At 38.0% G+C, this 24,989-nt stretch carries 24 protein-coding genes; 16 read left to right on the top strand and 8 right to left on the bottom strand.

Going from position 1 to position 24,989, the window contains the following annotated elements; genetic code table 11:
- Positions 1 to 51 precede the first annotated feature (51 nt).
- The 16 genes from U735_RS0112360 to U735_RS0112285 all read left to right on the top strand — a co-directional run bounded on the left by U735_RS0112360 (position 52) and on the right by U735_RS0112285 (position 17,582).
- Entirely contained in the window at positions 52 to 1,383 is a 1,332-nt protein-coding gene (locus tag U735_RS0112360) for a M28 family peptidase (RefSeq protein WP_031444115.1), read from the top strand.
- Between the two features lie 25 nt (positions 1,384 to 1,408).
- On the top strand, positions 1,409 to 2,197 hold the full coding sequence (locus tag U735_RS0112355) for a dienelactone hydrolase family protein (RefSeq protein ID WP_031444114.1): 789 nt from the start codon (positions 1,409 to 1,411) through the stop codon (positions 2,195 to 2,197).
- Positions 2,194 to 3,816: a M1 family metallopeptidase gene (locus U735_RS0112350; protein ID WP_031444113.1), complete on the top strand. Its 1,623-nt coding sequence runs from the start codon at positions 2,194 to 2,196 to the stop codon at positions 3,814 to 3,816. Before U735_RS0112355 ends, U735_RS0112350 begins: the two co-directional genes overlap by 4 nt.
- A 2-nt stretch (positions 3,817 to 3,818) precedes the next feature.
- On the top strand, positions 3,819 to 4,391 hold the full coding sequence (locus U735_RS0112345) for a YdeI/OmpD-associated family protein (protein WP_031444112.1): 573 nt from the start codon (positions 3,819 to 3,821) through the stop codon (positions 4,389 to 4,391).
- A gap of 42 nt (positions 4,392 to 4,433) precedes the next feature.
- Positions 4,434 to 5,168 carry an NYN domain-containing protein gene (locus tag U735_RS0112340; protein ID WP_031444111.1) on the top strand — a complete coding sequence of 245 codons (735 nt, stop codon included), beginning with the start codon at positions 4,434 to 4,436 and terminating at the stop codon, positions 5,166 to 5,168.
- Between the two features lie 120 nt (positions 5,169 to 5,288).
- A complete protein-coding gene (locus tag U735_RS0112335) occupies positions 5,289 to 6,665 on the top strand; it encodes an amidohydrolase family protein (RefSeq protein WP_031444110.1) in 1,377 nt (458 codons plus the stop codon).
- A gap of 483 nt (positions 6,666 to 7,148) precedes the next feature.
- The gene (locus tag U735_RS0112330) at positions 7,149 to 7,832 is read left to right on the top strand and encodes a DUF2490 domain-containing protein (protein ID WP_031444109.1); all 684 of its coding nucleotides are present in this window, start codon (positions 7,149 to 7,151) and stop codon (positions 7,830 to 7,832) included.
- Between the two features lie 4 nt (positions 7,833 to 7,836).
- Positions 7,837 to 9,054 carry a bifunctional alpha/beta hydrolase/OsmC family protein gene (locus U735_RS0112325; RefSeq protein WP_031444108.1) on the top strand — a complete coding sequence of 406 codons (1,218 nt, stop codon included), beginning with the start codon at positions 7,837 to 7,839 and terminating at the stop codon, positions 9,052 to 9,054.
- Between the two features lie 123 nt (positions 9,055 to 9,177).
- Entirely contained in the window at positions 9,178 to 9,819 is a 642-nt protein-coding gene (locus U735_RS0112320; RefSeq protein ID WP_031444107.1) for a YceI family protein, read from the top strand.
- A 156-nt stretch (positions 9,820 to 9,975) separates the two neighbouring features.
- Positions 9,976 to 10,563 carry a superoxide dismutase family protein gene (locus U735_RS0112315; protein WP_031444106.1) on the top strand — a complete coding sequence of 196 codons (588 nt, stop codon included), beginning with the start codon at positions 9,976 to 9,978 and terminating at the stop codon, positions 10,561 to 10,563.
- Between the two features lie 69 nt (positions 10,564 to 10,632).
- Entirely contained in the window at positions 10,633 to 11,166 is a 534-nt protein-coding gene (locus U735_RS0112310) for an RNA polymerase sigma factor (RefSeq protein ID WP_031444105.1), read from the top strand.
- A gap of 1 nt (position 11,167) precedes the next feature.
- Positions 11,168 to 11,956, top strand: a complete 789-nt coding sequence (locus tag U735_RS0112305) for an anti-sigma factor (protein WP_031444104.1) — start codon at positions 11,168 to 11,170, stop codon at positions 11,954 to 11,956.
- A 231-nt stretch (positions 11,957 to 12,187) separates the two neighbouring features.
- Positions 12,188 to 12,562, top strand: coding sequence for a group I truncated hemoglobin (locus U735_RS0112300; RefSeq protein WP_031444103.1), 375 nt, complete (start codon positions 12,188 to 12,190; stop codon positions 12,560 to 12,562).
- 253 nt (positions 12,563 to 12,815) lie between these two features.
- Positions 12,816 to 14,096 (top strand): TolB-like translocation protein, encoded by a 1,281-nt coding sequence (locus tag U735_RS0112295; protein WP_031444102.1) that lies wholly within the window; start codon positions 12,816 to 12,818, stop codon positions 14,094 to 14,096.
- 254 nt (positions 14,097 to 14,350) lie between these two features.
- Positions 14,351 to 16,336, top strand: a complete 1,986-nt coding sequence (locus tag U735_RS0112290) for a PorP/SprF family type IX secretion system membrane protein (protein WP_031444101.1) — start codon at positions 14,351 to 14,353, stop codon at positions 16,334 to 16,336.
- Between the two features lie 604 nt (positions 16,337 to 16,940).
- Positions 16,941 to 17,582: a response regulator transcription factor gene (locus tag U735_RS0112285; RefSeq protein WP_031444100.1), complete on the top strand. Its 642-nt coding sequence runs from the start codon at positions 16,941 to 16,943 to the stop codon at positions 17,580 to 17,582.
- A 258-nt stretch (positions 17,583 to 17,840) separates the two neighbouring features.
- Here the strand turns inward: U735_RS0112285 and U735_RS0112280 are convergent, their stop codons facing one another.
- The 8 genes from U735_RS0112280 to U735_RS0112245 form a co-directional block, all read right to left on the bottom strand.
- Complete coding sequence (locus tag U735_RS0112280) at positions 17,841 to 18,596, bottom strand: LytR/AlgR family response regulator transcription factor (protein ID WP_031444099.1); 756 nt, start codon at positions 18,594 to 18,596, stop codon at positions 17,841 to 17,843.
- A 33-nt stretch (positions 18,597 to 18,629) separates the two neighbouring features.
- Positions 18,630 to 19,538, bottom strand: coding sequence for a 1,4-dihydroxy-2-naphthoate octaprenyltransferase (menA, locus tag U735_RS0112275; protein ID WP_031444098.1), 909 nt, complete (start codon positions 19,536 to 19,538; stop codon positions 18,630 to 18,632).
- 1 nt (position 19,539) lies between these two features.
- Positions 19,540 to 20,151, bottom strand: coding sequence for an SPOR domain-containing protein (locus tag U735_RS0112270; protein ID WP_031444097.1), 612 nt, complete (start codon positions 20,149 to 20,151; stop codon positions 19,540 to 19,542).
- Positions 20,152 to 20,331: 180 nt separating this feature from the next.
- A complete protein-coding gene (locus U735_RS0112265) occupies positions 20,332 to 21,162 on the bottom strand; it encodes a CvfB family protein (RefSeq protein WP_031444096.1) in 831 nt (276 codons plus the stop codon).
- Positions 21,163 to 21,246: 84 nt separating this feature from the next.
- Positions 21,247 to 21,588, bottom strand: coding sequence for a DUF2853 family protein (locus U735_RS0112260; protein ID WP_031444095.1), 342 nt, complete (start codon positions 21,586 to 21,588; stop codon positions 21,247 to 21,249).
- Positions 21,589 to 21,625: 37 nt separating this feature from the next.
- On the bottom strand, positions 21,626 to 23,380 hold the full coding sequence (gene menD, locus U735_RS0112255; protein WP_031444094.1) for a 2-succinyl-5-enolpyruvyl-6-hydroxy-3-cyclohexene-1-carboxylic-acid synthase: 1,755 nt from the start codon (positions 23,378 to 23,380) through the stop codon (positions 21,626 to 21,628).
- A 56-nt stretch (positions 23,381 to 23,436) separates the two neighbouring features.
- Complete coding sequence (locus U735_RS0112250; protein WP_031444093.1) at positions 23,437 to 24,546, bottom strand: chorismate-binding protein; 1,110 nt, start codon at positions 24,544 to 24,546, stop codon at positions 23,437 to 23,439.
- A gap of 1 nt (position 24,547) precedes the next feature.
- Positions 24,548 to 24,970: a PaaI family thioesterase gene (locus U735_RS0112245; RefSeq protein WP_031444092.1), complete on the bottom strand. Its 423-nt coding sequence runs from the start codon at positions 24,968 to 24,970 to the stop codon at positions 24,548 to 24,550.
- Positions 24,971 to 24,989 lie beyond the last annotated feature (19 nt).

Raw genomic sequence — 24,989 nt, 5'->3', positions numbered from 1 at the left:
GAAGTTAATTTTACGGATAAACGTAAATTACCAAGTTAAAACCCAAGACGAATGCACAAATTTGCTATTGCCTATATATTTTTATTTTCTGTTTGCTTAATAGGGCAAACAGACCAGCGTATCTATGATATTATGAACAAGGTTTCGGCCGAAAGAATTAAAAAAGACGTTACAACTTTGGTAAGTTTCGGTACACGCCATACCCTAAGTGATACTATTTCCAATACAAGGGGAATAGGCGCAGCAAGACGATGGATCAAAAGCGAGTTCGACAGGATTTCCGAAAAATGCAACGATTGCCTTGAGGTAAGCTATCAAAGGGACTTGGTTAAAAAGGAAGAAAGTAATCGGATTCCAAAGGATGTTTGGGTAGTTAATGTTGTGGCCATCCAAAGGGGCACCACATATCCGGATCGCTATATTATTATGAGCGGGGATATTGATTCGCGTGTCAGCGATGCCAACAATTACACTTCGGATTCTCCCGGTGCCAATGATAATGCCAGTGGTATGGCAGGGACTATAGAGGCGGCTAGGGTCCTTTCCAATTATAAGTTTGAGAACAGTATCATATACCTAGGACTTTCAGGAGAGGAACAAGGTCTTTTTGGGGGCCAGGGCCTGGTAAAAAGTGCCAAGGAAAAGGGATGGGATATTATTGGAATATTCAACAACGATATGATAGGCAATATTAAGGGGGGAGATGGAATTATTAGTAATACCGATTTTAGGATTTTTTCTGAACCTGTGCCCCCTACCGAGACGGAAAGGGAAAGAAATATGCGCAGGTTTTATGGAGGGGAAGTAGACGGTATTTCCAGACAATTGGCTCGATACGTTTATAAGAACGTTAAAACCTATATGCCGGAAATGAACCCAATGATGATCTATAGATTGGATAGGTTTGGACGTGGTGGCCACCACCGTCCCTTTAATGATGCGGGTTATGCCGGAATAAGGATAATGGAGGCACATGAAAATTACACCCAACAGCATCAGGATATTCGGGTAGAAAATGGAATAGCTTATGGAGATGTTATGGAACATGTGAATTTTGACTATGCCAAAAAATTAACTTCAGTGAATGCCATTAATCTGGCTTCCTTGGCCTGGGCACCTCCTGCCCCTAAAGAAGTAAAAATCGGAGGTATTGTAGAACCATCGGCAAAATTTCAATGGAGCAAGGTTCCCGGCGCAACCGGATATAAAATTTATTGGAGGGATACCACATCCCCCACTTGGGACCATAGCAGGTTTGTGGGCGACGTTTCGGAATTTACCTTGGAAGGTGTTGTATTGGACAATTTTTTCTTTGGGGTGTCTGCTGTTGGGAAGGACGGTTTTGAAAGTGTAGTGGTGTTTCCAAATGCGATTTTAAGGTAAAATAGGACGGTTAGAACTAAATTGTATGAAATTAAATTTACAAATACTTGTCCTCGTGTTGGGCTTTAGCGGGATATTAAAGGCCCAAGGATCAAAACAACTTTCCGATTCCCTTATACATGCGGAATGGGTAGATTTTGAAAGGGATAACGGTAGCGTTTTAAAGGCTTTTGTTGTGTATCCTGAAAGCCGTGCAGCTACCAAAGCAGTGATTGTAATTCACGAAAATCTGGGATTAAATGAATGGATAATGACCTTTTCGGAGAAGGTGGCAGGCCAAGGATTTTTGGTAATATCCCCAGATCTAATATCGAATCGCGTTGAGGGTATTGAAAAAACTACCGATTTTGAAAATAATGATAAGGTTAGAGATGCCATTTATGCCCTGGATCAGGAGCATGTAACAAAAGATTTGAACTTGGTCTATAATTACGTAGAAAATGACCCAGCCGTCAATGGGAAAATTTCGGTTGTTGGATTTGGTTGGGGGGGCTCCCAGAGTTTCAGTTATGCGGCACAAAACCCAAATCTGGAAAATGTAATGGTTTATTACGGTGCGGCCCCACAGGATTTAACTATATTAAAATTTATTAAATCGCCAGTATATGGTTTTTATGGTGCTGCCGATAATAAGGTAAATATGACGATTCCCGATACTGAAAAAACAATGAAGGATTATGGTAACCTTTATACTTTTGACATATATGAAGACGCAGGTCATGCTTTTATGAGTAGGGGTGCCCAAGAAGCTTATGGACCAAATAATATGGCTTATGAAAAGTCATGGAAGAAATTAATATCGCTTTTAAAATGAAGAAAATAACGATATGCTTGTTGTTCGGTTGGGCTCTTTCCTCCTATTCACAACAGCCGACGTTTACCAAACAGGATACCCTAAGAGGCAGTATTACCCCTGAGCGCTCTTGGTGGGACCTTAATTTTTATAATTTGAGTGTTGAAGTGAAACCCGATGAGAAATTCATTTCGGGTAGTAATATAATTCGTTATACAGTTTTGGAAGAACAGCAGCTGCTGCAAGTAGACCTTCAACCGCCTCTAATTATTGAAAAGATTACCCAGGATGGACATAATTTAAATTGGGAATCGAATGGAAACGCCCATTTTGTCACCCTTAAGAAGCCACAACGGAAAGGGGACGTAAATGAAATAAAAGTGTATTACTCTGGTCATCCCAAAGAAGCAGTCCGAGCCCCATGGGACGGTGGTTTCTCATGGAAAAGAGATAACAATGGAAAACACTTTGTAGCCACTTCCTGTCAGGGTTTGGGCGCCAGCATCTGGTGGCCAAATAAGGACCATATGTACGATGAGGTAGATAGTATGGCCATAAGCATTACAACTCCAAAAGACTTAATGGATGTCTCCAATGGAAGGCTTCTAAAAGTGGTGGAAAATAAGGATGGAAATACCTATCATTGGTATGTGGCCAATCCTATCAACAATTATGGGGTAAATATCAATATAGGCGATTATGTCCATTTTGGTGAAACTTATATTGGGGAAAAGGGAAAATTGTCGATGGACTATTATGTACTGCGGGATAATGAGGAAAAAGCCAAGGAACAGTTCAAACAGGCTCCAATGATGATGGAAGCCTTTGAACATTGGTTTGGCCCCTACCCCTTTTATGAAGACGGCTTTAAGTTGGTGGAAGTACCGTATTTGGGGATGGAACATCAAAGTTCGGTTACTTACGGTAATCAGTTCAAGAATGGATATTTGGGCAGAGACCTTTCAAAAACTGGTTGGGGATTAAAATTCGATTTTATCCTTATCCATGAATCGGGTCATGAATGGTTCGCCAATAATATAACCTACAAGGATATGGCCGATATGTGGATACACGAAAGCTTTACGGCCTATTCGGAAAACTTGTATGTAGATTACCACTTCGGTAAAAAAGCTGCCTCGGAATATGTAGTGGGTACCAGGGCAAATATTAATAACGACAAGCCCATAATTGGCCCTTATAATGTTAACAAACAAGGTTCGGGAGACATGTACTATAAGGGTGCCAATATGTTGCACACCTTAAGGCAACTTCTTGAAGACGATGAAAAATGGCGTACCATCCTTAGGGGGCTCAACAAAGAATTCTACCATAAAACGGTTACCACAAAAGAAATTGAGGATTATATAAGTAAAAGTTCTGGTATTGACCTTACCCAATTTTTTGACCAATACCTCAGGACTGTTAAGATACCCATTTTGGAATATGAGGTAAAAAATAAACAACTGCGATTTAGATATACCAATATTGTCAATGGTTTTGATATGCCTCTAAGACTAAGTATAAATGGTAGCGAAGATTGGTATTACCCCAATGCAGGTTGGAAATCAAAAACCTATGAAGAGGATATCCAAACTGTTGAAGTTGATGAAAATTTTTATGTAGACCCTAAAAGTATATAATTTTGAAAGGGATTGAAGAATTCTATTTTAAAACGGATGAGGAATGGCGCAATTGGTTACACGAGCATCACAAAAGTTGTTCTGGGGTTTATCTTATTTTTTATAAAGTAGCCCACGAAAAGGATAGTATGCGCTGGGAAGATGCCGTAAAGGTTGCCTTGTGTTTCGGATGGATAGACAGTACCGTTAAAAGCCTTGGGGACGGAAAACGACGGCAATATTTTTGCCCTAGAAAGTCAAAAAGTGTTTGGAGTAAACTAAACAAAACCTATATTAAAGAACTCAAAAATAGGGGAGAAATGCACCCAAGTGGACTGACCAAAATTAAGGAAGCTAAAATGGATGGTTCCTGGAATGCTATGGACGATGTTGAAAATGGTGTTATACCAGGGGATCTGAAACTTGCATTCGATGTGGAGCCCACAGCCTATGTAAATTATCATGGTTTTGCCGCCAGTTATAGAAAAAGCTATCTTTATTGGCTTTACCAAGCCAAGCGGGAAGAAACAAGGCAGAAACGGATAAGGGAGATTATATCGCTTTGCAAGGAAAATAAAAAGGCGCGCGACCAATAAATGGTTAGCTTCGTAAAAATCTAAAAATAATAATTCAATAAAATGGACATAAATCTAGCAGTATTAATAGACGGTGACAATATTCCCTCTGCCTATGTAAAGGAGATGATGGAGGAAATTGCCAAATATGGCAACCCTACCATAAAAAGAATATATGGTGACTGGACCAATCCCAAATTGTCCAAATGGAAGAATTTGTTGTTGGAAAATGCCATAACCCCCATTCAACAATATGCTTATACCACGGGCAAGAATGCTACCGACTCTGCTATGATCATTGATGCTATGGATATTTTGTATTCCAATAAGGTAAGTGGTTTTTGTATTGTTTCCAGTGATAGCGATTTTACCCGTTTGGCTACCAGGTTAAGGGAAGCTGGTATGAACGTGATCGGCATTGGTGAAAAGAAAACCCCAAATCCTTTTATTGTAGCATGTGATAAATTTATATATATTGAGATTCTAAAAAACCAAACAGAGGAAAGTTCTTCTGAAACTACAGATAGCAAAAGGGGTAAGAAGGACAATGTGGACAAGATTACCCAAAAGGAAATTAAGCTTATTGCTTCCACAATTTCCGATCTTGCCGATGATGATGGTTGGGCTTTCTTGGGAGATGTAGGTAGTCTGCTTCAAAAGAAGCAGCCCAATTTTGATTCACGGAACTATGGTTTTCAAAAATTGACCCCATTGATAAAGTCCATTAAAAACTTTGAAATAGACCAACGCGAAAATGTTAAGGGACGGTTTAAGTTAATTTACGTTAGAAACAGGTAGATCCCTTATTTTTCAGACTAGGTAAAATAAATTATTCAGGACAGAATAGCTTGTCCAGATTGGTTAATTCCCCCTGCCGCCAATAACGGCAATACGTATTAACTTTAAACCTTTATCAAAATGAAAAAAATTAGTTTACTCATTTGTTTTGTAACTTTTCTTTCCTGTGCCCCAAAAAAGAAAAGTATTAGCCCAACAGCCATATTGATAACAGGTGTCAATATTGTTGATGTTAGCAACGGTGATATCCTACAGAATAGGCAGGTAGTAATCGACTCCGGAAAAATCAAAAAAATAGTGGAATCGGTAGAGGACGCTGAGGAATATCCTACTAAAATTGAAGCCAAGGACAAATACCTTATTCCAGGACTGGCAGAAATGCACGCGCACATTCCCCAGCCTCCTACCAGCAACACCCGTATAGAGGAAACTTTATATTTATACCTTTCCAATGGTATCACCACCATTAGGGGAATGTTGGGTCACCCTTCCCATCTGGACCTAAGGGAAAAGGCATTAAAAGGGGAAGTTTTGAGTCCCCGTATTTTTACTTCCAGTCCTTCATTTAATGGCAATACAGTAACCACCAAGGAGGAGGCTGTTGAGAAAGTTACCACATATAAGAACGAGGGCTACGATTTTCTTAAAATACACCCGGGGATGCAGTTGGAGGTTTTTGATCAGATGGTGGAAACTGCCAATGAACTTAATATTCCCTTTGCCGGCCATGTGCCGGTGATGGTTGGCATACGACATGCTCTGGAAAGCAAATATGCTTCTATAGACCATGTTGACGGTTATTTGGAAGGACTTGTACCAGAATCTGAAGGCGTTGACCCTTCTGCCAATGGGTTTTTTGGGTACTCCTTTACCCCTTTGGCCGATACTTCCAAAATTGATGAGTTGGTGGCCCTGTCCAAAAAGAACCAGGTATGGGTTGTACCCACACAGAGTTTATTTGAGAGGTGGTTTGCTCCAGTAAGCTCGGACGAATTGTTGAAACAAACGGAAATGAAGTATATGCCCGTTTCCACTTTGGAGGACTGGAAGAGAAGAAAGGATGAATCCACTAAACCTGAATCCGGGTTTAACGAAGAGCAATGGAATAAGTTCACGGCCATAAGAAGGCAGCTGATCCTTAAACTACAGGAGAATGGACATGGTATGTTATTGGGTTCGGATGCGCCACAATTGTTCAATGTTCCCGGCTTTTCCATTCATCATGAGGTTGATGGGATGTTAGAAGCGGGACTAACTCCTTTAGAGATTTTGCAGTCAGGAACCATTAATCCGGCCATTTACTTTGGGATGGAGGATACCTTCGGAAGCATAAAGGAGGGTCTGGATGCAGATTTGGTATTATTAAATTCCAATCCCCTCTTGGACATTACGGCGCTAAAACAGATTTCTGGTGTCATGGTAAGAGGAAAATGGTTATCCAAGGAATCTATAGCCGAGAAGTTGGAGCAAATAGCCGATAATGCTAAAAATAATTGATATCCGTTAATTTTTTAAAATACCATTATTGGACCATAATAATTAACGTGAATTCGACATAAAAAATAATTACAAGACATTTATTTGGTGTAAATTAAAAAATTGCGACTGTCTCCTCGAGCCTGCCTCCGGAAGGCAGGCGGAGTCGAGAGGTTATTGTACTATAACGAATTTAAATTGAGGTCTCTCCCGATAACCATCGGGATGCGCCTGTGTACCGATAGGCAGGCTCTACCGGACAAAATTATCATAAATAACTCAATAACAATTAAATATAAATCGAACTCATGTTAATTAGTTTATGTTTTTGGATGTTTACTTCGAGCCTGGAATCATGACGAAATAGAATGCTATTGATCAGATATCCCCAAAAAAAAATGTGATTTCTGTAGAAACTGTATTTTTGGGCCTTGGGCGGCATAAACTCGCTTAAACGAAACTTAAATAATAATTATAAACACAAAAAAGAAACGCGTTAACATTATGAAGAAAATTTTAGGCTTACTTATCCTTATTTCAACCTTTACTATGAAAGCACAGGTAAATGGGGAAGACAAGTTGGGATCCTGGCATATGTATTTCGGCACCAACAAGATTAGTCACAAATTAAGTATCCACACAGAAGCACAGCTCCGTTATTACGAACAGGCCAAAAATTTTAATCAATTGCTTTTGCGAACAGGCATAAACTATCATATAGATGCCAATGCCTGGACCACTTTCGGATACGGCTATATTGTTACTGATGGTAGTTTCGAGGAATTTCCAGATGAAACGAATTCTATTGAGCACCGTATTTTTGAACGGTTTTTCCTGAAAAATAAGGTCTGGGAATTTAACTTTGAGCATAGGTATACCCTGGAACAACGTTTTTTGGATTTTGGGGATCGTAACGATGTGCAACATAGGATGCGGTATCGTTTGCAGATGACCCTTCCTTTGACCAATACCTTCTTTCTTAACTTCTATGATGAAATCTTTATCAATCTTCAAGATGATACTTTTGGTCAAAACCGGCTCTATGCCGCTTTGGGAATAAATGTAACCAATAATATGAGCGTACAGGCGGGCTATTTGAAAAATCATTTTTCAGGGGCACATTATGACCGACTTCAGATAGGTGTTACCTATAATCCCGACTTAAGGGGTATACTGAAGAAAAAATAGTATTATGAACCAACAAAAAGTAAGTTTTAAAAATGTGAATGGGGAAACCTTGGTAGGGCGCTTGTCCCTTCCTGCCAACCAACACCCACATAATTTTGTACTATTTGCACATTGTTTTACCTGCAATAAAAACTTTACCGCCATAAGGAATATAAGCAGGGCCCTTACAGCGGACGGCTTTGGGGTTTTGCGTTTCGATTTCACTGGTCTTGGCGAAAGTGAAGGCGAATTTTCGGATTCCAATTTTTCTGGCAATGTGGAGGATCTCTTGGAGGCGGCCAAATATTTGGAAGAGCATTACGCTGCTCCAACTTTGATCATTGGCCATTCCTTGGGCGGGGCCGCAGTCATTCTTGCCGCGCAAAAAATATCTTCCATAAGGGCCATTGCAACTATTGCTGCACCGTCCAATCCTTTACATGTAAAACACATTTTTAAGGATGATATCGAAACCATAAAGGATAAAGGAATTGCAGAGGTAAATATTGGAGGAAGAAGCTTTACTATAAAAAACCAGTTTTTGGAAGACTTAAAATCACAATCCTTCCAGGAAACCTTAAAGAATTCTGGAAAGTCTATATTGATTCTTCATTCCCCCCAGGACCAGGTTGTGGAAATAAAAAATGCAGAGGAGATTTACATTGCGGTTCGCCATCCCAAAAGCTTTGTTTCTTTGGATGGGGCCGACCATTTACTAAGTAATCCCAAGGACGCCACCTATACCGGGGAAATAATTGGAAAATGGTCTAAAAGATATTTGGAGATGCCTGGGGCCATAGCCTTGGAAACGGAAAAAGAAGTGGTTGCCAGTTTGGATAGTGCTGATGGATTTACCACTCAATTGAAAGTCGGGAGTCATTATATCACCGCGGATGAGCCTGTTTCATATGGTGGAAATAATTTTGGTCCTTCTCCCTATGAATTGGTATCGGCCGGCCTGTCGGCCTGTACAGCAATGACCATACAGATGTATGCCAAAAGAAAGAAATGGCCTTTGGAAAATGTGGAAGTGCATACCTCCTATCAAAAATTACATGCGGACGATTGTCAGAACTGTGATTCTAGCGAGGCAAAAATAGATACTTTTCAGAGAGCCATCAAACTTACGGGCAGCCTGGACGACAAACAAATTGCCAGAATAATGGAGATTGCAGATAAATGCCCTGTTCACAGAACCTTGAAAAGCGAAATAAAAATCGATACTACTTTACTGAACACCTAGAATTGACAATGCATTTTCCATGAATTCCAGAGCATTATTAAAATATGATTAATTCATTTTAAAGAATTGTTCGACAACATTTTTTATGCTTAACTTTATAGCTAATATTTCAAATAAAATATCATGAAAAAAATCGCTTTTGCATGCTTAAGTTTACTTTTAATTACTGGAATAAGCTGTAAGGATGCCAAAAAAGGGCAAGATGGTGGGGCCGTAGAATTGGAGGCCGCTCCTTCCGAAAAATTTAGCCTGGTCACAGATTCGACCAAAGTAAGTTTCACGGCGTATAAGACGACCGAAAAATTGCCTGTTGGCGGCAAGTTTACCAAAATTAATATTACAAATACCACGGAAGGCGCTACTGCTATGGAAGCCCTGAACGGTACCACTTTTAACATTCCTGTGAGCAGTCTGTTTACGAATGATGCTACAGGTACCAGGGATCCCAAGATTTTGGAATTCTTTTTCGGTGTTATGGATAATACAGAACTTATTTCAGGGGTATTTAAAGTTGAAGGTGAGGATAATTGTTCTATAGACGTTACGCTAAACGGAAAAACCGCCAATATTCCCCTTGATCATGAAATGTCCGGAGATAACAGCTATTCCTTTAGCGGTGTAATGAATTTAGAGAATTGGGATGCCTTAAATGCCGTGGCATCCATAAACAAAGCATGCGAAGTATTGCATACTGGTAAGGACGGTGTTAGTAAGACCTGGAGCGAGGTTGCCGTACATGCCGATGTCCTTTTGCAAGAAAAATAATGCTAAATATTCAGGAAGGAGCAGTGTCTAAATATCCTTCCCTTGAAATAAAAAAAGTTTTTGACTCAATTGAGTTATAAAATAACGCGTATCCCTTCTGGTCTTGACATCCTTTCCCAAAATTGGTAATTTTATGAGAACCTAAAAAAATGAAAGATGAAAAATATAAAATTATTGTCGTTGGTATTACTTTTCCTCGGCGCCTATAGTTGTAAGGAGGCAAAGAAGGAAGCCAAGGACACCATGGAAAATGTTGAAGCAATGGCCGAGGAAATAAAAGAGGAAATAGAAGTTAAGACCCTTAAATTTTCACTGGAACCTAAAAGCGACAGTAATGTTAAAGGCGAGGTAAGCTTTACAGAAGAGAACGGCACCGTAAGTATGAATGCCAATTTGTCCGGACTTACCCCAGGGGAGCACGCCATTCATATTCATGAAAAAGCGGACTGTTCCTCGGCAGACGGAAAATCTACCGGTGGCCATTGGAACCCTACCTTTGCTCCTCATGGTAAATGGGGTTCCACGGAAGGTTATCACAGGGGAGACATTGGAAATTTCACGGCAGATGCGGAAGGAAATGCAACTGTGGAGTTTTCTACTGACGAGTGGTGTTTGGGATGTGGGGACGAGACCAAAAACCTAATCGGAAAAGGAGTCATTGTGCATCAAGGGGAAGATGATTTTGTAACCCAACCCACTGGTGATGCCGGGGGAAGGATTAGTTGCGCCGGTATTATAGAATAGTGATCAGTTTGAAAAAAATTATTAAGCTGCTTTTTGGGCAGCTTTTTTTATCTTTAAAAAAATTCTTGAATGGAATTAGAAATAATTGTAGAACAATTTCAAAAAAAGGATGCTGATGCCTTTCAAAAGCTGTACAATATGTATTCCGAAAATATTTGTGGGGTAATAAATACTATTGTTAAGAATAACAGTGTTGCCGAAGAGATTTGTCAGGATGTGTTCATGAAGGCATGGAACAACGCCGAGAGCTACAATGCCTCCAAAGGCCGTTTCTTTACCTGGATATTAAATATTGCAAGGAATGCCGCCATCGATGAAATACGCAGTAAGTCGCATAAAAATAGTAAAAAGAACCTTTCTGCTGATTACTTCGTAGGTATTTTGGAAAGTATGACGGATAGTGAAGAAGGAAAAGAAGATATTATTGGGTTAAAAAAACTATTGGTAAATTTAAAGGACAAGTGTATCGAGATCATAGAGTTACTTTATTTTAAAGGGCTAACACAGAAAGAAGTATCAAAAGAATTGGACATTCCATTGGGAACGGTAAAGACAAGAAACAGAAGTTGTATTTCCCAAATAAGGACGAACATGGCAATATAATATGGATACAAAGGAATACATAGCATCAGGTATATTGGAACTATATGTTGCAGGTACCCTTTCCGATTTAGAAAATTTGGAGGTGTATCTAAATGCGGAGAAATATCCTGAAATAAAAAAGGAAATTGAGGACATTGAAGCTTCGGTTTTGTCATTGACCAAGTCCGTTTCCCCTGGGACAAAAGGATTTAGTGATATACAGAATAGAATGGCCAAGGCGGGTATTGTCAAAACCGAACCGATTAGGAACAAAGTAAGTTGGACGGCCTATTTGGGCTGGGCCGCATCCTTGGTATTTTTGGGAGGTTTAATATGGCTCTATCAGCAGAACGATCAATTGAAATTAGATATAGAAGTAGTTTCCAGGGAAAACGACGCTATGGAACTGCAGATTGCCGATTCCAAAAATTCTTTGGCAAAAACTGAAGATTTATTGAATACCATTCGTGATAAGAATATAACGGTAGTAGCACTGGGAGGACAGACCGTCTCCCCTACCTCCTACGCAAAGGCTTATTGGAACAAGGGGGAAAAGAAGGTGTATATAGATGCGCAAGGCCTACCCGATCCTCCAAATGGATTTGTTTACCAAGTATGGTCCCTGAAATTAAATCCGTTGACACCAACCAGCATGGGGCTATTGGAGGACTTTGTTGATGATGACAATAAGGTGTTTGCCTTGGCCAACCCCAACGAATCGGAGGCATTCGGTATTACATTGGAACCAGCAGGCGGTAGTGAATCTCCCAATTTGGAACAGTTATATGCTTTAGGAGTGGCCACATCTTAGTACTGGATGATTACCTAATGCAATAATACGTATAAAGGGTTTGTGGTGGAATTGTTCATTATAGACCCTTTCTTTTGTAAAAATACTTTTTATTCAGCTCTAACTTTTTAAAACGGATGTTTTAGGCAACAAATGAACTAATAATCTACTTATTTGAATGAATTTAGCAATTGACTTTTCAGTAAAGAGCCTAAACTTGATGTAATACTTTAATCATTAAAATTAAACATTATGGCAAAGACACTTTACAGCAGATTAGGCGAAATAAATGGGATTACAAAATTAGTGGATGAGGTGGTTGATCTACACATGGGCAATCCAACCGTTAGTCCGCGGTTTGTACCGTATAGGGACCAACCGGAGCGACTCAAGCTTATAAAGCATCATACTGTCCACTTCTTTTGTGCGGGTTCCGGTGGGCCTCAGCAATATGCAGGAAGGGATATGGTTACAACACATAAGGGAATGAATATTTCAGAACAAGAGTATTTGGCAGTTGTGGATGATATTATGGAAGCCATGGATAATAATAATCATGGGGATGACGAAAAAAAAGATGTTCTGGCAATTCTCTATTCCCTTAAGGAAGGTGTAATTCGCTTATAGTTGATATTGTAGCCATGGAATATGGTAGATAAATGCACAAGAATTGATCCTTAATTTTTAAAAATGGCCTCAAATTAATTGGGGCCTTTATGTTATATGTCCTCGGGAGAATATAGTCTTTAATCTAGCCACCTGAGTCCAAATTGTATGGGGGAAGATTTCAAAAAAATCAAAAACCTATGAAATTTTACTAATAATTATTCCTACAAATTAATAGACCTTTGTCTAGTTTAACACCCCAATATCTAATAATATGAACCTATCCAATTGCACTAAAGGGATACTCGGCTGCATTATTACGTTATTCTTCTGTTCCTTGTCCGCCCAAGAATCCAAGGTTTCCGACTATAGTAAGTCCAATGTCGTCCAAAATAGCAAAAGAGCTGACAAGTATCAACAACTTCTAAAACTGGGTTATAAGGAAAACGAAATATTCGAGGACCTTGGCAACGCCAACTTTTTGGTCGAAAATTATGAGGAAGCCATATTTTGGTATAAAAAGTTAATTGATGCAAACAGGAGTTCTAAGGCCAAGGCAAGTTATTATGAACGATATCTTTTCGCACTAAAAAAAATTAGATCTACAGTGGTGGAAAGTACTTCCGAGGATAAGGATTGGCTGGCTCAAATTAAAGGGGACTATCAAATAAACCGCTCCATAGAGAAAAATAACGATCATCATGAAAAAGTAAGTAAATACAGGGATTTCAACTTTCAACAACCTCAAGAAACGGTGGTATCCAGGGAACTGACTCTGGAAGATCTGGGTTTGGACAGTGAGATGGTAGCTGACATTGAGGACAAGGAAAAGTCTAAATTTGCCTACAATGCGCCAATTGCAATCACCGAAGATGGTCGTACAGCCTATTTTAGTAAGGCCGTATATTCAAAACCTTTGTACGGGGTATTTTCAAAAAAGGAATTGGTACACAGAATATTCAAGGCCAATAAAGTAAACGGGGAATGGCAGAACATAAAAGAAGTTGCATTGGCGCCCAAGCATTATTCGGCCATCCATCCTACCGTTTCACCGGACGGAAAAAGATTGTTCTTTGCCTCCAATATGCCCGGTACGTTTGGGAAATATGATATCTATGTAGCAGACATTCAAAACGACGGTTCTTTTAGTATAGCAAAAAATTTAGGTGAAAAAGTGAACACTGACGATAACGATCTTTATCCAAAAATAATAGGAGGCTCTTCCTTGGTCTTTGCTTCGGAAGGTAGAAAAGGTTTAGGTGGACTGGACGTGTTCATGGTTCAGGTAGATCATAGGAAAGTGGGGACTTCCGTTAACCTTGGAGCAGACATCAATAGTGTTGAAGATGACTTTTCAATTTTACTAACAGGTAAAAACGGAATGGGGTATGTAATGTCCAACAGAGGCGAAAGTAAAAGCCATCCTCAAAGGGTAGCATTCACTTATTCCAAAGAGAAAAGGGACAGGATATTGGAGAAAAAGCAATTCAATATTTTGGAAAGTATTGATGACAAAGCGCAAATACATTACTCAAATACTGTTTTTGAAGAGTAGAACTATCATTAATTATTGTGTAACTGATACAATGTACAGAGGTAAAGCTATGATAAATTCATAGTAAGAATTTACCTACATATTTATAATTTGGTCCTCTATATTTTTTTGGACCATTTCAGCAAAATTTTTCTAAAGCCCCGACCAGGTTTGCGGTCAACTTAAGATGAATGATCCAAGTTAAGCGAGAGACACGCACTATATGATTATAAGAAACAAATTATAATCGGAATAACATAAATTTTTCCCCTTGGATGAACTGCAGAGGTGCCATTTTTAAGAAGGTATTGCTCCTAATATTATTTTGCATTGTACTCTGCAATGATGCTTTATTTTGTCAAGAAACCAATTCCGATTTCAATTCCTCTACCTCCTACCACAACCAATTGGTCTACAATAGGTTTTTAATTCATCCTGCTTTTTCATTGGTTAGGGAAAACAAATCCTATGTAAATATTCTACATCAAAATCAATACGCCACTTTTAACGATAATAATCAAAACTATTTTCTGGGATTTGGCAACAAACTGAATGATAATACCGCCATGGGTATAGGAATCTATACCAATCGTGCCGGTGTTATGCAGGAATTTGGAATTAACGCCAACTATGCCACTTCAGTACAATTAGGTCGGAATAGTGATTTAAGTTTCGGAACCAATATCACCTATCTTAATGCAGGAATAGATAAAAACAGGATAATAGCTTCAGAAAACGACCCGGAAATATTGGATGCCAGAAAAGAGACCAGGTTGGCCCTTCAGCCCGGGGCGGTACTATCTATAGGTCAGGTCGATTTTGGTCTATATGCCCAAGACCTTGTTAGTTATAATCAAACGACCAATAGTGTTATTACCAATTTTAGCGACAAAACCCTTAAAGCCTCCCTCCAATATACGCACGAGCTCGACGCTAGGAGAGGCTTGTTTACTAATGGTAGAATTATGCCCTTGTTACAGGTCCATAGGGATGAGGAGGAGAATTTTTCTATAGCAGGATCTGTTTTATTGGACTTACCGGATTATGGTTGGCTGCAGTCAACTTTTGATGATAGGTATGGTTTGTCTGTGGGGCTGGGATTTAATCTTGGTAAAAAGATGACCCTTGGATACGTATTTGAAAAGAATTTTTTAAAATACGGTGCCAGCCTGGGTTGGAACCATGAGCTATCCTTAGCCTACACATTTAAAAATGACTTTGGCGATACTAGGAAACCAATAGTAAATTCCACCTATAGAAAGCCCACCACTACCAAGAAGAGAAAGTCGGACCCCATAGTAAAGAACTACGAAAAAGAGATTAAAAAACTGAAGGCTGAAATACAGCGAAGGGATCAAGGCATAAAATTAAGTGATCAACAATATTCGGAAGTAATTGATGACTACACTGATAAGGAGGGCTCAGGGAATGATATGTTAAGATTAGCTTCTAGTAATGACGGCAGTAGCAATAGCAATTGCGAATGCCAAAGTTCATTGGCCTACCAGAATCACTTGCTCTTAAAGGAGCTGCTTAGAAGTAGGTACGCCAAAAATGACGACTCCAAAGATCATATAATAAACCTCACTGTAAATACGGGCGATGCCGATAAATCTGGAAAAAATGATGGATGCCAAAATACCCTTGCTAACGAAAATCGTTTAATATTGGATGGACTAATACTAAGACAGGACTCTTTGGAATCTGCGAACAAGAGGGAGATTGACAAAAGGTTCGATATGTTGGTTAGGATACTGAAAGACGAAATAAAACAGAGCATGAAAACCGACCTTCAAAAATTAAATACTGAGCAATATGAAACTGCTGTTGCCAATGTGCAGGAAAAAACCATATACCGCATTAATAATGCGGAAAATAAAGAATACAACAAATTACCAATAGAGAATAAAGATTACGCCAAATTACCAATTAGGATGGAGCAGCAATCGGGGATTGCCGGTGTAAAAACAGGCTACTATTTGATTGCCAACGTTTATAAAAATAAGGAAAATGTGGATTCCTTTATAAGTGACTTAAAACACAAAGGGATTAGTGCCAAGCAATTTTTCAATAAGGAAAATGGTCTGTATTATGTGTATTTAGCAGATTACAATAAGAAAAACGATGCTGAAATGGCTTATACCACAGACTTGGATGGCAAATATCTAAATGAAAAATGGATTATGAAGGTCAATAATAATGCTGCAACCGCCGAAAATTTATATGAAGACGGGGATGAGTTAATTGACCGCTTTGAATAACTCAAATTAGTATTTGTAGGACTGTATGTCTATTATGTTCAATAGTATATGAAAAAGTATAAATTTATTTGGCCTCCAATTTTAATAATATATCCTTTAGGGTTGGACCTGAGTTACTTACAATTATAGTTTTAATAATTCAATGAAATGGTTTAATTTTTATGAATAATTCATAATAGTCCTTACAATATTATTTTGTAGGAAAATACATCGTTTTTTTATGGAGGTTTAAGATTTTATCTCTATATTTAAATTTTATTAACATAATTTTAAGTTTTAAAAACAAGGATTGGAAGATAGAGCATGGCGTTTAAGATATACCTACGGTCTTAAGATGAAGTTTAGCCAAGTGTTCCTTATTTTCCATTATAATAGTGAAGCAGAAATAGATTAAATAATATTTAAATCCCAAATCACCAAAGTATGAAAACCTACCCTTACCGATTCAAAAAGCGACAGAACTATATCTGCATAATAGCAGACAAAACAGTTCATAGCCAATTCTAGAACAGTAGTTCTTAATTTGTATCAAGTGGTGCTCTATTCTTATGGCAATACTTGATTTTTATTGCAAAAAAAGAAGTCTCCCCAAATCCCAAAACTTATGAAACTTAACGTTCTTAAAATTATTGTTATAGACAATGACCCATCGTTCCACGAAACCTACAAATATTATTTCGAAACTTATGAGGAATATTCACTTGTAGGCATATATGCTTCGGTTAAGGAAGCGCTTTTGGATTACGATAATGTTCTACCCGATATTATTGCTTCTGAAGTTTCTATGCCGGATGGCTGTGGTATTGAAGGTATTGGACTTTTTCGTAAAAAAGACCCTGAAGTTAAAATTATCATGATCAGTGGCCAAAGTGATTTTGGCATCGTAAAAAAAGCCTTCAAAAATATGGCAAATGGTTATGTTTCCAAGCCTGTCGGCATAAAGAGTTTGTACCACGCCCTGAATGCGATAAAGTATGAAGGCGCTACCATAAGCAACGATATAGCCAAGAAAATAATAGCTATGTTTCAACGAAAAGCTTATGCATCTTTTTCTGAAAGGGAAAATCAGATTATTGATTATTTATGTCAGGGAGCTACTTATAAGACCATTGCGGATAATTTATTTGTAACTCCGAGTACCGTAAACTTTCATATACAGAATATATATCTAAAATTAAATGTAAACTCTAAATCGGAGGCCTTGTCCAAATTGAGGGAAATGGAATATTCTGCCCATTTAGTTTAAATAAAATGATATTGTGTATGATAAAATAACTACTCTAAATTTTATTGCTTAAACCTGAATTTCAAAAGCAGAAGGCTCTTTGAAATTCTGATAGTATAACAACCCCGTCTTATTGCCGGGGTTTCTGCTTTAATATGTGTACAATGGTACAGAATTTACTTCTGCTTTAGCTGTAAAATCAATTAGATCAATATGCAGTTTGCGGTAAATAAAAAAGGTGCCTTGAAGCACCTTTATATTCTTAAATAAAATTATTTGTTACGAATTCATTGCTGAAATAATAAATTCCTTGAATTCCTTTGAAATAGGAATAAGTGTATTGTTAATTAAAATATCCTTGGAGTTAATGGCATCAATATGGTCCACGTTAACAATATAGGATTTATGAGCCCTGTAAAATTTCTGTTGCGGTAGTTTCTCCAAATAATCCTTGAGAGGAGATCGAACCAAAAACTTTTTGTCTACTGTATTAACCTCTAGATACACATTATCCGCTTTGATAAACTGTATATCCCCAAATTGGATTCGATAATACAGATGTTGTTTTTTAACGAAAATGGAATCCTTCAAAACCTTGTTGGACATTAGCCTATCATCTTCCTCTTCCTGACTTTCAGATGCCCCATTGTTCTTTACGGAAGTAAAGTTGGACAGGGCAATTTCAATGGAGGTGTATAAATCCTGTTGCTCAAATGGCTTGACCAAATAGCCGTTGGGCTTTACAGTCTTGGCATTTTCAACAGTGGCCCGATCGGAATTGGATGTTACAAAGATAAAGGGGATGTTGTAGTTTTCCCTAATGTGCTTGCCCAAGTCAATTCCGGTTTTATCGGAGGCTAAGATAATATCGATCAACACAAGGTCAACTTCCTTGTTCTTTAAGACTTCAACTGCCTGCTCGTAAACAATAACATTGTCTACGATTTCGTATCCAATCTCTTCCAACATAGATTGCATGTCATCTGCAATTATCACGTTGTCCTCTACAATAAGAATTCTAATCGGTTGTTCCAAGGTGTATTTATTTGATTGGTTATTATCTCAAAATTACGAAAAATTATTAAAACTAAAATAAAACAGAATCGACAATAAAAAAGTGCTCAAAGCCAACTTTTTCAATTCGGGATCCAGCAGTACCGTATTCCTAATTTTCCACATTTTATTTAGATGTATAAATATAGGTACAAATGCTGCTAAATGAATGGCATTTTTCCAATTCTGGTAATGCATGAAGGTAAAGGCCAGCATGCTTATAAAACTAATTATGATTAGGAAAACATGGTATATTTTACCGTTTTTAATGCCCATCTTCACTATCAGGGTATTTTTATTGGAAGTCTTATCGGACTCATAGTCCCTTAAGTTGTTAAGATTCAATACCCCCGTACTCAAAAGGCCTATAGCTACAGCAGGAAAAATAGCCATCGCAAATAGTGTTTTGGTATAAAGAAACATGGAACCCATTACTCCCAGCAGGCCAAAAAAAAGAAAAACGAACAAATCTCCCAGGCCCTTATATCCATAGGCCGATTTTCCAACGGTGTATTTAATGGCTGCCCAAATGCTCAGAATTCCAAGTGCTCCGAAAATTAGGGTAAAAAGAAGGTTCTTTGTACCAAAGGAGAGATATAATAGGGCAACTGTTAAAAAGACACATATTACAATTGAAATTACAATCCCACTTTTAAGTTCGTGCCTGGTTAACTGGCCACTTTGGAGAGCGCGCATAGGTCCTACCCTATTTTCATTATCGGTGCCTTTAACACCATCGCCATAATCATTGGCGAAATTTGAAGTAATCTGGAATGCGACAGTGGTTAATAGTGCAAATACAAAAATATCCCAACGAAATTGGCCGTACATGCTTCCCAGTGCTGTACCTATAATTATTCCGGACAACGAAAGAGGAAGTGTCCTCAAACGGGCCGCACTAATCCAAGCTTTAATTTTTGGCAATTTAATATGGGTCTTCTATTTCTAAACGCTTTCCTTCTTTGTACGAAGCAACGAATGCATCCTCAAAACCCATTTTCACCAATTGGAACCTAAAAGATCTGGCTTCTTCCAAGGTTTCAAAATTTCCCAGAGAGTAAGAATAAAAGGGATTGGTTTTTACGAATATTGTATTGTTGAGAGATTCTGAAGCAAGAGTTATGTTGTTGTCTACAAAGGACTTAACCTGAACGGAATAAATCTTTTCTTTATCCAAAAACTTTTTAGCCAAATAAAACTCCTTCACGAGACTTAGTTCCTCGTTCTGTTCCTTAAGATTATCTATTCTGGCCTTTATCACCTCCAGACTATCTATGGACACCAAGAGGTTATTGCTCATGTTATTTCTGTTCTCATAATTGGAAGATCTGATAAATCCTGCATTGTACGAGAAAATGGCCAGTGTGCCAATTAAAAAAAGCACGGTTATACTGCCAAATAGATTTCGCTGTATCTTACTGCGCTTTAATTCCTTGTTCTTGTATTTTATTTGATCCAATAGACGCTCATTTATGATTTGAGCCTTGTCTATGTCTTTATGCAATTCTAATAAATCACTTTCCTCTATGAATGGCATAGTCTAAATTGTTTAGGGGATGAGTTCTAAAATTAGTGAAAATAAATCGACTATTTATGTTTTTAAACTTGGTTGTTGTAAAAGTAATGGTTTTTGTTGCAAAACGACAAATAATTAAAAGTAAAATCCTTAAATAATTGGACACCACTAATTTAATGTCCGTTATTTAAAGCTGGTAAATTATAGCAACTTGATGCTATCTGGCTTAATTTCTATTTTACGTTCCTTGTACAGAGCCCCTATTCCCTTTTTAAAAGTCTTCTTGCTCATCTGCATAATTCTTTTAATATCCTCTGGGTCCGATTTATCGTGTAAATTTAGAATTCCACCATTGGCGACAAGTTTTTCATAAATTAAGTTTGCCGCAGGCTCTAAACTTTTGTATCCTATAGGTTGTAAGCTAACATCTATTTTGTTATCTGGCCTTATATTTTTTATATACCCTTTTAGTTTGTCCCCAACGGCCACTTTTTTGAAAATTTCGTTGGAGTAAACCAATCCTTTGTGCTTATGGTTTATAATTACCTCCCAGCCTAAATCGGTCAGTCTGGTAACCACAAGATCTACCTCGTCCAGGGCTTGCACTGTTAATTCATCATTGGACAAAAATTTATCCAGCTTGTTGGAAGCTACCAGTCTATCTGTTTTTTCATCCAAATAGCAATATACAACGTACCATTGACCTTCTTGCATTTTGTTGCGCTGTTCCCTAAAAGGAACCAACAAATGCTTTTCCAGTCCCCAGTCCATAAACGCACCGTATTCATTTACTTCTGCAACTTGGAGCAACTGAAACTGATCTACAGTCACAAAAGGTACCAATGTAGTAGCTACAATTCGCTCTTCATGATCCAGATAGCAAAATACATCCAAGTGGTCTCCGATCTCAAATTCCTCGGGTACATACTTATTGGGCAATAGTACATCATTACCTTCGTCATCTCCCAAAAAGAGACCAACTGTTGTGTCCCTAAGTATTTCTAAGTTATTATATTTTCCAAGTGCTATCATTTGGCAAAAATACGTTTAAAAAGAATCTCAATAAAAAAAAGCCGCTCTTTTTAAAGGCGGCTCATGTATATATTGTAGGTACTATTATTTATAGACGGATTCCTTTTTAAAGTGTTTCGCCAACATATAATAAACTACGGCCCTGTGCTTGCTCTTTACGGAACTGCCGTATTTGTCTGTTACGCTTTTAATAGCATCCATTAATTGTGGGCTATCTTTTAATCCCAGTTTTTTAATTAGGAAGTTATTCTTAACCGTTTGCAATTCTTTGTCATCCGACCCTGAAACTTTAGACGCATCCATGTTGTATATGGAAGGCCCTAATCCTATGGTAACTTTCGTCAATAAATCCATATTTGGAGTTTCACCAAATTTGTCCTTGATGTCTGCTGCATATTTTTCGATTAATTCATCTCTTTTGCTCATAATAGTATATATTCTTAATGATTAGATTAATATCTTTCTAAGATATGAAATCAAAATAACTAAGCAAAATATTGTTATTTAATAATCTAGGCGTTTTTATTTCAAGAATTTTGGGTTTTTCGGATGCTTTATAGAAATTCCCCAAGGCTTCAATTAAGTCGATTTTGTTGGAAACGGACTCAAATTCAAAGTTGTACATTTCAGCTATGGATTGGATATTAAGATTATGGGTTGTCTCAAAGAAGGTATTGAAATTGTCGGTTTCCTCTTTGCCAGGTAAAATTCTAAAAATGCCGCCGCCACCATTATTGATAACGATTATCCTAAAATTAGGTTTAATGTAATTGTTCCATAGACCATTGCTGTCATAGATAAAGCTTAAATCGCCCGTAATCAGCAATGTTGGACTGGGTTCATAAATCGAAGCCCCTATGGCCGTTGAAGTACTGCCATCTATACCACTGGTGCCTCTATTGCAGAAAACACGGATAGAGGGCTCCAAATCGAATAATTGGGCATATCTAACAGTAGAACTGTTGGACAGTTGTAGTTGATAATTACTTGGAATACTTTCCAAAGTCTTATGGAATACCCACATGTCAGAAAATGGTATTTCCAGTAAGTACTGTTGTCTTCTTAACTTGTAATGATCCTTCCTTTTTGTCCAATAGTCATAATAGTTACTTTCTTGGGACGAAGGGTTTGCCAAAAGGTTTTTAAATAATTCGTTGGGAGTCGTTTTAAAATGTTTTGTTAGACTAAAAAAGGTGTTGTATGCTTTTTTGGGATTTACATGCCAATGCATTAAGGGGGAATAATCCCTTAAAAAAGCCTTTATTTTTTTCGAAACAATAAGCCCCCCAAATGTTAGGACAATTTCCGGGCGTAGCATTTTGAACAATTCTTCCTTGTTGGCGGATTTCTCAATAGGAGCTATTATACTGTCTATATTGGGGAAAAAGTTGGGATGAAATAAATTGGAAGTACATTCCGTCATTACCACAACCGTTGGATCTTTGGCAAGAATTTCCAAATACATTTTTTCAACCGCGTTAGGCGGATTTACCCCGACCAACACCATTTTTCGGGAAGCATTTTGCCAGCTATGAATATAGTCCTGCCATTCGTCTAGACCATTTTCCCCTTGCTTCTTCAATAACTCAATCTGTGGCAAAAGTGGGGATTCCTCCACTGTTTCGTACAAAGGCTCTTCGAACGGAATATTTATATGTACGGGAGTATTATTGGCAATGGCAATATTAAGTGCCTTGTTAAGTGCTTTGTCATTGTACTCTTGAACCAGAAATTGGGATTGGTCAATATTTTCTTCCGCTAATTGATCTGGGTCATATTTCCTGATTTTATGGGTTGAATGACAAACATCCTGTTTTAGGTTTGCGGAGTGACCAATATGCTTTTCAAACACATTTTCCTGTCTTATGGTTTGTCCGTCCCCTATATCCACTTTATAAGAGGGCCTATCCGCCGATATAACAATTAGTGGTATATCGCTATAGAAAGCTTCCGCAATGGCGGGATAATAGTTTAACAATGCACTGCCAGAGGTACATAAAATTACTGTAGGTTGCATTAGTTGCTGTGATATGCCCAGAGCAAAAAATGCAGCGCAACGCTCGTCAACGATACTATAACAATTAAAAAAAGGGTCTTCCGAAAAACTTATGGTCAAAGGTGCATTTCTTGATCCCGGAGATATAATTATATTTTTAATGCCCCTTGCTTTGCAATGATGGACAAGTGACTGTGCGGTGGGAATATTGGAATATTTCATTATTGCAAAAATACAACTCAGGTATTTCTAAAACCAATTCATAGCTGGTTTTTGGTTTACTTTAAAACTATATTTAACATGGTCCTACTTTTATCCAGTGTCTCCTGCCATTCCTTGTCGGGGACCGACCTACTGGTTATGCCGCCGCCAACATAGACTTTTACCTTGTTTTCCAGTACCTGCATGCATCTTAAATTTACATACAAGGAGGTTCTGTTCTTTATGGTCCTATAGGCCATATTTTCCTGATTTTTTCTTGTTGATGGCCGTCTGATATCTTCCTTAAAATTTAACTCTCCCAAAAAACCTGTATAGAATTGGCGTTCATAATTCTCATTTTCCAAAATAAATTCTTTAGCCGCATTTTTTGGTAGTCCACAAACGGCCGGCGTTGGGTGTAGGACTTCTATAATTTCTTGGAGCCGCGAATTATTCATATTTCCAGAAACGGACGATTTAATATGCCAAAGATTGCCCGCTCTAATAGACATGGCCTCGGATACCTCTAGGGAAGAAACCTTGTCTTTCAGTGAACTTTGAATAAATTGGGTCACCATCTCCTGCTCTTCAATTTCTTTTTCTTTCCAAATTGGTGCTTCTCCAACCTTATGCAATTGGGTGCCAGCTAAGGACATAGTCCTAAATTTATTGTTTTCAGTTTCCAAAAATATTTCGGGAGTGGCTCCCAACCACAGCCCAATTTTAGGATGGAACCAGATATAACAAAAAGCTTTTGGATATTGGAGGAGCAAATCGCTGAACATAACAAAAGGGGTCTTTGAGGTCCCTACTTCTATACTTCTGGATAGTACCACCTTTTTTAAATTTCCCGAATCAATGCTTTTGATTGCCTGTTCTATTAATTTGAGGTAAAAATCTTTATCGGAGTCCTGATCTAATGAAGGGGAAATTGGATTTTTGGCGTTTACCGGTTCCGATTCAAAGGTTTCCTCTAAAGCTTCGTCCTCTTTAATTAAGACGGCAGGTCCTACCCCATTAAAGGGTGCGAATACAAAGCCACTCTCGGTAAAGTTGTTTATATAATGTAATTCCCGGTCATTTTGAAAAATTACCTTTACTTCAGCCTTATTGGGTTTTCTATAGGCAACAAATGGCAATCCTTGACGAAAGTGCTCTTCAATTTGATCTAAAAAACCTAGGGACATACTATTTTTTGGATAAGGCAATGGTGGTAAGTTTGCAAATTGAAATTAGGTTTCCGTCTTTATCCGTTACTTTAATATCCCAAATCTGTGTGGTACGGCCTTTATGTACCACCTCTGCCCTAGCGTAAACATCTCCCTCCCTGATGCTTTTGACATGATTGGCCGATATTTCCAAACCACGAACAAAAAATTCTTTGGTATCCAAAAAAATGTGGGAAGCCATACTTCCTACACTTTCGGCCAATGCCACAGTGGCACCACCATGTAAAACCCCATCAGGTTGATGTACCTGCGAAGTAACTGGCATTTTTGCCACCAAATAATTCTCTCCAACATCAATATATTCTATATTCAAGGTTTCCATTAGGGTAGCTTTGTTATGCTCATTGCAAATTTTTAGAATTTTCTCCTTGTATTCGTTCATGAATTATTTTTTTGTAAAA

This window comes from Arenibacter algicola (assembly GCF_000733925.1).
Taxonomy (GTDB): domain Bacteria; phylum Bacteroidota; class Bacteroidia; order Flavobacteriales; family Flavobacteriaceae; genus Arenibacter; species Arenibacter algicola.
The sequence above is the reverse complement of the archived record's forward strand: the minus strand, read 5'-3'. Positions and strand labels throughout refer to the sequence as shown.

What these genes read in the sequence shown, in the direction of transcription:
- menD (WP_031444094.1), bottom strand. Translation starts at nt 23,380, where the DNA reads ATGAAATATTCCAATATTCCCACCGCACAGTCACTTGTCCATCATTGC.
- U735_RS0112330 (WP_031444109.1), top strand. Translation starts at nt 7,149, where the DNA reads ATGAAGAAAATTTTAGGCTTACTTATCCTTATTTCAACCTTTACTATG.
- U735_RS0112360 (WP_031444115.1), top strand. Translation starts at nt 52, where the DNA reads ATGCACAAATTTGCTATTGCCTATATATTTTTATTTTCTGTTTGCTTA.
- U735_RS0112265 (WP_031444096.1), bottom strand. Translation starts at nt 21,162, where the DNA reads ATGATAGCACTTGGAAAATATAATAACTTAGAAATACTTAGGGACACA.
- U735_RS0112290 (WP_031444101.1), top strand. Translation starts at nt 14,351, where the DNA reads ATGAACTGCAGAGGTGCCATTTTTAAGAAGGTATTGCTCCTAATATTA.
- U735_RS0112285 (WP_031444100.1), top strand. Translation starts at nt 16,941, where the DNA reads ATGAAACTTAACGTTCTTAAAATTATTGTTATAGACAATGACCCATCG.
- U735_RS0112300 (WP_031444103.1), top strand. Translation starts at nt 12,188, where the DNA reads ATGGCAAAGACACTTTACAGCAGATTAGGCGAAATAAATGGGATTACA.
- U735_RS0112295 (WP_031444102.1), top strand. Translation starts at nt 12,816, where the DNA reads ATGAACCTATCCAATTGCACTAAAGGGATACTCGGCTGCATTATTACG.
- U735_RS0112355 (WP_031444114.1), top strand. Translation starts at nt 1,409, where the DNA reads ATGAAATTAAATTTACAAATACTTGTCCTCGTGTTGGGCTTTAGCGGG.
- U735_RS0112335 (WP_031444110.1), top strand. Translation starts at nt 5,289, where the DNA reads ATGAAAAAAATTAGTTTACTCATTTGTTTTGTAACTTTTCTTTCCTGT.
- U735_RS0112250 (WP_031444093.1), bottom strand. Translation starts at nt 24,546, where the DNA reads ATGTCCCTAGGTTTTTTAGATCAAATTGAAGAGCACTTTCGTCAAGGA.
- U735_RS0112320 (WP_031444107.1), top strand. Translation starts at nt 9,178, where the DNA reads ATGAAAAAAATCGCTTTTGCATGCTTAAGTTTACTTTTAATTACTGGA.
- U735_RS0112310 (WP_031444105.1), top strand. Translation starts at nt 10,633, where the DNA reads ATGGAATTAGAAATAATTGTAGAACAATTTCAAAAAAAGGATGCTGAT.
- U735_RS0112315 (WP_031444106.1), top strand. Translation starts at nt 9,976, where the DNA reads ATGAAAAATATAAAATTATTGTCGTTGGTATTACTTTTCCTCGGCGCC.
- U735_RS0112350 (WP_031444113.1), top strand. Translation starts at nt 2,194, where the DNA reads ATGAAGAAAATAACGATATGCTTGTTGTTCGGTTGGGCTCTTTCCTCC.
- U735_RS0112325 (WP_031444108.1), top strand. Translation starts at nt 7,837, where the DNA reads ATGAACCAACAAAAAGTAAGTTTTAAAAATGTGAATGGGGAAACCTTG.
- U735_RS0112305 (WP_031444104.1), top strand. Translation starts at nt 11,168, where the DNA reads ATGGATACAAAGGAATACATAGCATCAGGTATATTGGAACTATATGTT.
- U735_RS0112260 (WP_031444095.1), bottom strand. Translation starts at nt 21,588, where the DNA reads ATGAGCAAAAGAGATGAATTAATCGAAAAATATGCAGCAGACATCAAG.
- U735_RS0112245 (WP_031444092.1), bottom strand. Translation starts at nt 24,970, where the DNA reads ATGAACGAATACAAGGAGAAAATTCTAAAAATTTGCAATGAGCATAAC.
- U735_RS0112270 (WP_031444097.1), bottom strand. Translation starts at nt 20,151, where the DNA reads ATGCCATTCATAGAGGAAAGTGATTTATTAGAATTGCATAAAGACATA.
- U735_RS0112340 (WP_031444111.1), top strand. Translation starts at nt 4,434, where the DNA reads ATGGACATAAATCTAGCAGTATTAATAGACGGTGACAATATTCCCTCT.